Below are 8,306 nucleotides of genomic sequence, written 5' to 3'. Positions count from 1 at the left end.
GCCGCTGTATGAATCCCGCCTGAAGGGAAAGCTGCACGTAATCAGCAAGCGATATACGCAGCGAATTGAGCGGCATAACCTGAATCTGAGGCAGCACCTGGCACGGCTGGGACGGAAGTCGCTGTCGTTCTCAAAATCGGTGGAGCTGCATGACAAAGTCATCGGGCATTATCTGAACATAAAACACTATCAATAAGTTGGAGTCATTACCGACTGAGCAAATGGAAAACGAAGTACTATGCCGCTGGTGCTTTCAGTAAGTCCAGCGCCATTTGTTTTTGTGCTGGTGAAAGGTGATTCAGAAGGGGCTGAACTATCACATCCCCAGTTTTAGCGCTGGGGCTGAGAGTGTGGGAAAAAGTTAAATTCATCACAAAAGTGTGCCCACACTCCACATCTGCCAACGCGCAGTAGATATCCGCAATCTGGCGTTGCTTCCGGTTAGTTTTGCGAATCACAGCCTTAGAGCCGCATTCCGGGCATTCAATCTTCAGGACTCTCATATTCCATTCTCCGGCTGTCAAATAATGCCTAGATTTTAGCCTTTTTTGTATCATGCTGCACCCTTCACCGTTGTTTCTTCAGCAAATTTCAAATACAGGTGGCGCGGAATTACTGGATCGCTGTTGATGGCCATCGCCAGGCGGCGTTGAATGGGCAGCACTTCATTCTTTTTGTAGGTGCGCTCAATCTTTTCAGGGGCGCCCAGCCCGGCAGTGTTCTGCGGAACGATACCTGCAAGCCCGGCCGGGAAATATCCTGGGCGCTGATGTTCTTAACGCTCGCAAATTCATCTTTGGCCGAAATGTCCCCCATCTCTATAAACTTGATCGCGTCACCGTCTCCGCCAGGGATGTTCACCTGAATGGTGGGGAAGTTGCCGATCCCCTTGCTGTCTCGCAGCTGCTGTTCTATCTCCTCCTCCATTTCGTCCGTCATGCTGGGGCCACGGGTATGCACCATTGTGGTAGTAGCGACGGCGAAAAATGACCACCTCACTGTTCAGCAGTGCAGAATGAACGCCGCTTATGTAGTCCGGCAGACCATAGATGTGCTGCTGAGGGCCATGCATTTTGATGAAAATGGTATCGTCAGGTGGGAACGCTAGCGGCTCACCTTCCTGTAAAACTACGTAATCCCCTGGCACGGTCTCCGCGTTTTCTCTCTCCTTTCATCGGCGGAGGTAAAGCCCCGGCAACGGCTGAAGCCCGATCACATCACCCAGCCATTGCGGACTTTGGCTACAGCGATATCACCAAACGTCAGGTAGTCAAAAACAGCGGCCTCCAGTTCGTTGAACGTCAGGCCGCCGCCATGATAGTCCGCCGTGACCATGTTTTTACGTGCGTGGATAATTATGCCGTGCTGGCCGTTCAGGTTGATAAGCTGCGCCAGCGCCAGGCGGTCAATCGGCTGGGTGTAATGATCAGCGGCGTTGTCGTACCAGATTTCCCGGTAATCGGTTCCGGTGGTCAGTACCGGTTCTGGTTTGCCAAAGCTGATAATGCTCATTTTTTTGGACTTATCGCCGCGCTGTTCGCGTTTCACAAAGCGTTTCTTTCTGCTCATGCTGCCTGTTTCCTTATACCCCAGCGGGATTTTGGTTTATTTTCGTAGTTAAGTTGTTCGTTATACAGGGCGTGGGTTATTGCCCTGAATGCCTCTGCGTGGCCAGTGGCCTGGCTGCGGTCTACAACAAAGGTCATGGCGTTACCGCTTTGCGTGGTAGTGCGCCGCACTGACATAAAGCTGGCGGGGATTTCCTTCAGGTTTTTGTCCCACTCAATACGCTGGTTTTCCACCACGTCTGCGGCCTTCAGTACCAGCGGATTTTTGGTGTTCATGTCGTAGCGGATCGGGACAACAACCTTCATGGCAAAGTGCTGGATGTTGTCAAATACACCCTGACCGATTCCGGTTACGTCCACGCCCAGATAAGTGAAGTTGTACTGGTCAAACAGCTTTTCGATCTGATTTGCCTGATAGCAGAAGTTCATGCCCTTCCAGTAAGTCACCTTCAGCATGCGGAATTTTTCCACGGCGAACATCGGTGGAGCGACAACCACGAAACACGACAAATCGCTGCTGCGTGCCGGGTCAAAGCCGCCCCAGACTGGCCTGTCTCCAAACGGCCGTTTTGCATCCGGATTATGATCCTGCCAGGTGTCCACCTCCACGCCGCACGCTTCCAGATCGGAAAAGCTGAAAACGGAATCCTTGCTGTCCACGAACACGCACATATAAAGCATCTCGAACGTGGCGGTGTTGTAGCGGTTGCGCAGCTTCTCGATGTTGGCCAGATTGAAGCCATCCGGGATGCATTTGCCCAAGTTTGGCCGCGTGATGAATCCCGTTGAGGCAGTGAAAAGCGGCAATTTCTCCGATCCGTTCCGCTCCCGCTATGCGGTCGACGTGCAGCTGCTGGACGCGGACGGCAAGCCACACGCACAGCAATACGAGAGCACCGACCAACGCGGGAGTCATCCGTAATACAGGGGGGAAAGCGGACACGCTGAATGGCAAACACTCCCCGGTAATTGGCTAGTAAACCTGTCCAGAACATAACCCGCGCAAGCGGGTTTTTTTATTCCCCTCATCACCTGGCGGGGATATCTCTCCTCTTATCCTCACAAGCGGATATCATTACGTACAACCAGCGGCGCTCTGGCGCGTTCAGCCATATCAAGCAGTAAATGCCATCCTTAAAAAAGATCATGCGCACAGCAGGGCGCTGGCGCGTCACAGCGTAGCCAAAAAAATGATGCACAGACCAAAATCGCACTACACCGCACCCGCCTGCGGTTTTTGGATCATAAAAATTTTTCAGTTTTATTTTTCTACAAACCAGACCGCGCCAGTGCTGGCGGCTTTGCTGAAAACCGGAACTGAAAAGATTGAATAGAATTTCATTATTTTTCACTTTCATGGATCTGCGGAGGATCTAAGGAAAGTCATAACAAACAGATAAATAATAGGAAAAATAATTTTACGTGAGGTTTGGAGGAGCATTTTGGTTTCTTGTCTTTACGGAGCAACCGGGAGAAAGGGCAGAGCTGGCGCAGTACAGGGGGAAATTAAGGTTTTCTGAGAAACAGAAAAATTACGTCTGGAAGCGCCCGTAACCTTTGATTATCCTTTGTTCGGGGTCAGAAAAATACGGATAAGATATGGATGCTAAATAGGTTGCATTAGGGATTCTCGATGGGATCTCTTCCATACCAAATACAGCTTACATGTTATAAGAAGCTGGGAGGGAAGCGGGCTTGCCGGGTATAGCGCTAAACAAAGAAACCAGGCTGAGACGGAGCGTTTTTTCTATATGCTCAAGAGCCTGGGTAATGCTGAATCACCATTACGCAGACTGATAACTATCGTTTTCACGTCGTTCTATCAGAAACTCAATGACGATGGTAAAGAGGCCGTAAACAATAAATTGGGTTACGGAGCCGGGAGCGTTGGTGGGCGAACAGCAGGGCAAATAGCTCTGGCACAAACAACCACAAATCGGATGTTGAACCGTCTGGCAATTGATCAGGCGTACAAACATTTTATCCGGTTCAGCGCTTCAGCCGCGTTAAACGTCGTGATGTTTCAGGGAATCATTGAAGAATCAGCCAGAGCGTCAAGACGGATGAAAGCCAAATATCCCTCTACATACGCGAGGGTGTCAAAAGAGAATCTGGATATGGTCTACTTTCTCGTTGAACAGCAGCTAGAACCTTACCTGGTGTTCATTGAAGGACACCCTATTGATTGCAAAGGAATACAGAATGAAATTTGTAAAATCGTTTATGTCCCACGCAATTGAGGGAACCATCACCTTTCTGGCTGTGATTTTTGCTATGGGGTCATTCTTCTGGTTTGAAAGTACATGGATGAAATTCGCCGGGTGTTTTGGGGCACTGATAGTTGGCTATGTGCTTTCATACGGAGCTTCAAAAATCAGAGGCGGGTGAGCTTAAAGCTCGATTTTGTGGAATCAAACCTGACATGCAAAAATCTGTCGCCAGTGAGCCAATTTCATGCATGTAACTGATTGAATTTAAAAGGTGTTTTTTAAAGCAACAAAAAACCCATCAACCTTGAACCAAAACGGCGGGGTTGATGGGCTCCACAAATTGGGGACATCAAAGAAAAGCAGTGGCACTAGTTATGACTGCCCCCTGATAAAAAAGTTCTGCGCGTAACGAAAATTTTTTCGATACGCGCAAAGTTAAGAGTTATCCGAGTCCAGGCCAGATGATGATGATCAGCGTACCTGCCAGCGTAAGCAGTACGTTCGCGATAGCGTAGGTGCCCGCATAACCCAGCGCCGGGATATTGCTGCGGGCGGTATCGCTGATGATTTCCATGGCTGGCGCACAGGTACGCGCACCCATCATTGCCCCGAAGAGCAGGGCGCGGTTCATGCGCAGCACGTAGGCACCAAACAGGAAACAGATCACCACCGGCACCAGGCTGACGATAAGTCCGGAAACCAACATTTGCCAGCCGACGGCGCCGAGGCTGTGGCCAATGCCGCTACCGGCGCTTAAGCCGACACCCGCCATAAAGACCATCAGACCGAACTCTTTCACCATGTTCAGTGCGCCCTGCGGAATGTAGCCGAAGGTTGGATGGTTCGCTCGCAGGAAGCCCAGCATGATACCGGCAAACAGCAGCCCGGCAGCGTTACCGATGCCAAAGCTAAAGTTGCTGAACTGGAAAGTGATCATCCCAATCATCAGGCCAACAATAAAGAAGGCGCAGAAGGCCAGCAGGTCGGTGACCTGGCTGTGAATGGAGATAAAGCCGATACGGTCGGCGACGGTTTTCACGCGGCGTGCGTCGCCGCTGACCTGCAATACGTCACCTTTATTCAGGACGACATTATCGTCGATAGGCATCTCAATCTGGCTGCGGATCACGCGGTTCAGGAAGCATCCGTGGTCGGTCAGTTTCAGTTGCGCCAGACGACGGCCGACGGCGTTGTGGTTTTTCACCACAATCTCTTCGGTGACGATACGCATGTCGAGCAGGTCGCGGTCGAATACCTCTTTACCGTTACGGAAGCTTGGGTCCAGCCGCGCGTGGGCATCCGGGTAACCCACCAGGGCGATGTCGTCGCCCATCTGCAGTACCGCGTCGCCGTCCGGGTTCGCCAGGATGCCGTTACGGCGGATACGTTCGATATAGCAACCCGTCTGGCGGTAAATTCCCAGCTCGCGCAGATTTTTACCGTCCGCCCAGGCGACCAGCTCTGGCCCGACGCGATAAGCGCGGATCACCGGAAGATAGACTTTTCGTTTGGAGTCCGTGTCCAGACCACGCTCGCGGGCGATTTGCTGGGCGCTGGTCTGCAGATCCTGATGCTGCAGTTTCGGCAGATAGCGTGCGCCTACAATCAGGCTCACCAGACCAATCAGATAGGTCAGGGCATAGCCCAGGCTCAGGTGATCGAGTGCGGTAGAAAGCTGTGCCCCGGCCATACCGGAATGGCGCAGGGTATCGCCTGCACCCACCAGAACCGGCGTCGAGGTCATGGAGCCTGCCAGCATACCGGCCGTTAACCCGATATCCCAGCCAAATAGTTTACCCAGCCCTAACGCGATCAGCAGCGCACTGCCGACCATCACCAGCGCCAGCATCAGATAATTTTTGCCGTCGCGGAAGAAAATGGAAAAAAAGTTAGGACCCGCTTCCACACCAACACAAAAAATAAACAGCATAAAACCTAAGTTAAGCGCGTCTGTGTTAATGCTGAAATGCTGCTGACCTAATAATAAGGAGACGACTAAAACGCCAATGGAATTACCAAGTTGTACTGAACCCAGGCGCAATTTACCCAGGCAAAGGCCCAGCGCCAGTACCACAAATAATAACAGGATGTAATTCCCATTTAACAAGTCTGCGACGTTTATATTCACGGAGGCTAACTTCTTGTTTACCAGTAAGTTGTTGAATGAAAGGACATTTTGGGCTACTGTTTTCAGTGCCAGGGAATACTTCTACACTCCCTGCGGCCAAAAAATTCCCTAAGACAATAGCAGCTGGATAGTTTAATCGCATTAGCTACCAACGGCTACTCATTATCGCATAACCGTATGCGGGTTTTGGCAAGGATTGCCGCATAACTTTATCCGATCGGGTGTCCACGCGACGAAACTTTATTTGATAGAGAAGTCAGGAGGATAATTTGAACATTAAAGGAAAATGGGCAGGGGCGATAAGCTGTTTCTTACTGTTCACCGTTGTCTGTATGTCATTAGCGTTTAATGTTAAGGGGGCATTCAGAGCCTCCGGGCATCCGGAACTGGGACTGCTCTTTTTCATTCTGCCTGGCGTGGCCGCGAGTTTTCTCTCCCGCGAGGGCGAGGTTGTTAAGCCGCTGTTAGGGGCAATGCTGGCGGCACCGCTGTGCCTGGTGCTGATGCGGTTGCTTTTTGTGTCCACGCGAAGCCTCTGGCAGGAGTTGGCCTGGCTGCTGAGCGGCGTATTCTGGTGCGCGCTCGGTGCGCTGTTTTTCCTGTTTCTTCGCACTCTGATACGGCATCAACGGTTACACAATAAAAAAGAATGAGGACGCCGTTGCGCCCTCATTGCGTCCTCATAACGGCAGCACGGTTCCGCCGGGCAATTGCACCCTCATTGGCCCCAGGATGCTATTCATCAGGAGATCGCCATCCGGCATAAACTCCATCTGCGCGTAAATGCCGTTGCCGCAGATATTGTCGTTAAATACGGTACTGTGCACGGTTTGCCCGGTATTCCAGTCCATACCTACCACCTTCCATCCGCCGTTATTGCGATAGTAACCGCTGGTATAAACCGTATTACTCGCAGAGCTGATGGCCGGGATCATGGTATTGGAGCAGATATCAGCCCGGCTCCAGGTTGAGCTCCAGCTGTGACTGACGGGATCCCAGGCAAAGCGCTCAACGCCCTGAGGGGAATCAAGGATCGGGCCGCGCGCCAGCGCGTCGGTAAGGGCGACTCCCGTACCGGTGCCTGCGCCCACATTATTGACCACAAAGGCACCGTAGTCCTGAATCGCCACGGACTGATCACTCTGGATGTATTCAGTGCTCAGCGGCAGACCGCAGGTTACCGGGATGATCCCCGCAATGCGCTCGCTAAACCCGGTTGGGATCGCATCGCGCCAGAAAGCCACCAGACTCATTCGCTTCTTACCGTCGGTGATCACTACCAGCTTATCGGCATCGCTGCCGAACCCCATTAATGTCGGCGTAGCCCCTGAACCCGAGCCGAAGATGGTCGGGTAGGTATCACCGGTGGGATAAGAAGTTACCCATGCGCCATCGGCCGGATCGGCAGAGAGCGTGCTGCCTGTCCAGACGACTTTATGCATCAGCTTATCCGAGACGACATAAATACCGCCGTGTTCATCTACCGCCGCCGAGTTCGAAACATACTCATCGGCTCCCAGCGTCAGGGTATGCACCGGGCCAGAGAAGGTGCGAGAAACGACCGAAATGGACCGCGTGCCCAGCACAACCAGATTCCCGTCATAGGTCAACACGAGACCTGTGATGGCCTGTCCTTCCGGAATAAATGCCGAGGTATCCAGCGTGCGTTTAATGCCTATCCCCAATAACGGTAAATCAGGAACGTTCAACCCAACGGCATAGACTTTTGTGCCGTAGTTAGCGAACAAGGTATTGGTGTTATCCACAAGGCAATAGGCACTGTTAATTCCCCCGGAAGGGGTAACCGGTGAGAGTTGAGAAGTGATTCCTTCGATCACGCCAGGTGAATCCAGCGGTTGGGTGAGCAGTGTCACCAGCAGGTCTATGGGAAACTGAGTCAGTCCCGGAACGGGCAGGCGCGCTACGGGTGTAAAGGCATTACCGCTGGTACTGATATAGGTAATGCCGGTCCAGGTAACTCCCCACATATAATCGGGTGAGGGGGAGGCGAGGGTCATGATGTTAATGGGACCATTGACCGCCTGCGGTAGAGCAGGCGTGAGCGGTAACGACGCATGCACTGTACTTTCACCCGACGGAACCGGAAACGGCAGCGAGTCAGATTGAGAAGAGTCGAAGTGTGTGATAGCGGCTTTAGGGGCGGCGAGATAAGTATTCACGACAGGGTTCATGGTGTATCTCCACGGGGTAACCTGAATAACGGGCGTTGCCCAGCGTCAGGCGACGTCCTGCCCGGAACACAATTTTACTGTATATGTATACAGTATTTTGAGTTCGTTCAGAAAGTATAATCAGACCGCCCGGCTTCGCCAGAGAAAATGAAAAATTTTTAATATATTTATTTTTATAGATTTATTTTTAAGTTGTCTGCGTAACAGG

General features: G+C 51.8%; 8 protein-coding genes and 2 pseudogenes. 4 read left to right on the top strand and 6 right to left on the bottom strand.

Going from position 1 to position 8,306, the window contains the following annotated elements:
- On the top strand, window positions 1-196 hold a 196-nt coding region (locus APU11_RS25885), incomplete at its 5' end, for an IS1 family transposase (protein ID WP_000298061.1).
- Window positions 197-236: 40 nt separating this feature from the next.
- Here the strand turns inward: APU11_RS25885 and APU11_RS25880 are convergent.
- The 3 genes and pseudogenes from APU11_RS25880 to APU11_RS25870 all read right to left on the bottom strand — a co-directional run.
- Window positions 237-557, bottom strand: coding sequence for an ogr/Delta-like zinc finger family protein (locus APU11_RS25880; RefSeq protein WP_058650648.1), 321 nt, complete (start codon window positions 555-557; stop codon window positions 237-239).
- Window positions 554-1,569, bottom strand: a pseudogene (locus APU11_RS25875) (phage portal protein). The gene APU11_RS25880 and the pseudogene APU11_RS25875 overlap by 4 nt, the downstream one beginning before the upstream one ends.
- A pseudogene (locus tag APU11_RS25870) lies at window positions 1,566-2,309 on the bottom strand (terminase); the annotation flags it as partial. The pseudogenes APU11_RS25875 and APU11_RS25870, both read right to left, overlap by 4 nt.
- A gap of 7 nt (window positions 2,310-2,316) precedes the next feature.
- On the opposite strand from APU11_RS25870, the gene APU11_RS27560 reads away from it, so the two are divergent.
- The gene (locus APU11_RS27560) at window positions 2,317-2,490 is read left to right on the top strand and encodes a hypothetical protein (protein WP_162780503.1); all 174 of its coding nucleotides are present in this window, start codon (window positions 2,317-2,319) and stop codon (window positions 2,488-2,490) included.
- Window positions 2,491-2,596: 106 nt separating this feature from the next.
- On the opposite strand, the gene APU11_RS27835 is transcribed toward APU11_RS27560, so the two are convergent.
- Window positions 2,597-2,926: a hypothetical protein gene (locus APU11_RS27835; RefSeq protein ID WP_080396964.1), complete on the bottom strand. Its 330-nt coding sequence runs from the start codon at window positions 2,924-2,926 to the stop codon at window positions 2,597-2,599.
- 393 nt (window positions 2,927-3,319) lie between these two features.
- Here APU11_RS27835 and APU11_RS25860 point away from each other — a divergent pair, with 393 nt between their 5' ends.
- A complete protein-coding gene (locus APU11_RS25860; RefSeq protein WP_058650647.1) occupies window positions 3,320-3,808 on the top strand; it encodes a hypothetical protein in 489 nt (162 codons plus the stop codon).
- A gap of 412 nt (window positions 3,809-4,220) precedes the next feature.
- Here the strand turns inward: APU11_RS25860 and APU11_RS25855 are convergent, their stop codons facing one another.
- Window positions 4,221-5,906 carry an aspartate:alanine antiporter gene (locus tag APU11_RS25855; RefSeq protein ID WP_014169303.1) on the bottom strand — a complete coding sequence of 562 codons (1,686 nt, stop codon included), beginning with the start codon at window positions 5,904-5,906 and terminating at the stop codon, window positions 4,221-4,223.
- A gap of 269 nt (window positions 5,907-6,175) precedes the next feature.
- Here APU11_RS25855 and APU11_RS25850 point away from each other — a divergent pair, with 269 nt between their 5' ends.
- Window positions 6,176-6,559: an inner membrane protein YbjM gene (locus APU11_RS25850; RefSeq protein ID WP_013097375.1), complete on the top strand. Its 384-nt coding sequence runs from the start codon at window positions 6,176-6,178 to the stop codon at window positions 6,557-6,559.
- 27 nt (window positions 6,560-6,586) lie between these two features.
- On the opposite strand, the gene APU11_RS25845 is transcribed toward APU11_RS25850, so the two are convergent.
- On the bottom strand, window positions 6,587-8,098 hold the full coding sequence (locus APU11_RS25845) for a hypothetical protein (RefSeq protein ID WP_058650646.1): 1,512 nt from the start codon (window positions 8,096-8,098) through the stop codon (window positions 6,587-6,589).
- Between the last annotated feature and the right edge of the window lie 208 nt (window positions 8,099-8,306).

Source organism: Enterobacter sp. 50793107 (assembly GCF_001463365.1).
In the GTDB taxonomy this organism is placed as follows: domain Bacteria; phylum Pseudomonadota; class Gammaproteobacteria; order Enterobacterales; family Enterobacteriaceae; genus Enterobacter; species Enterobacter cloacae.
This window is presented reverse-complemented; position numbering and strand designations above follow the sequence as displayed.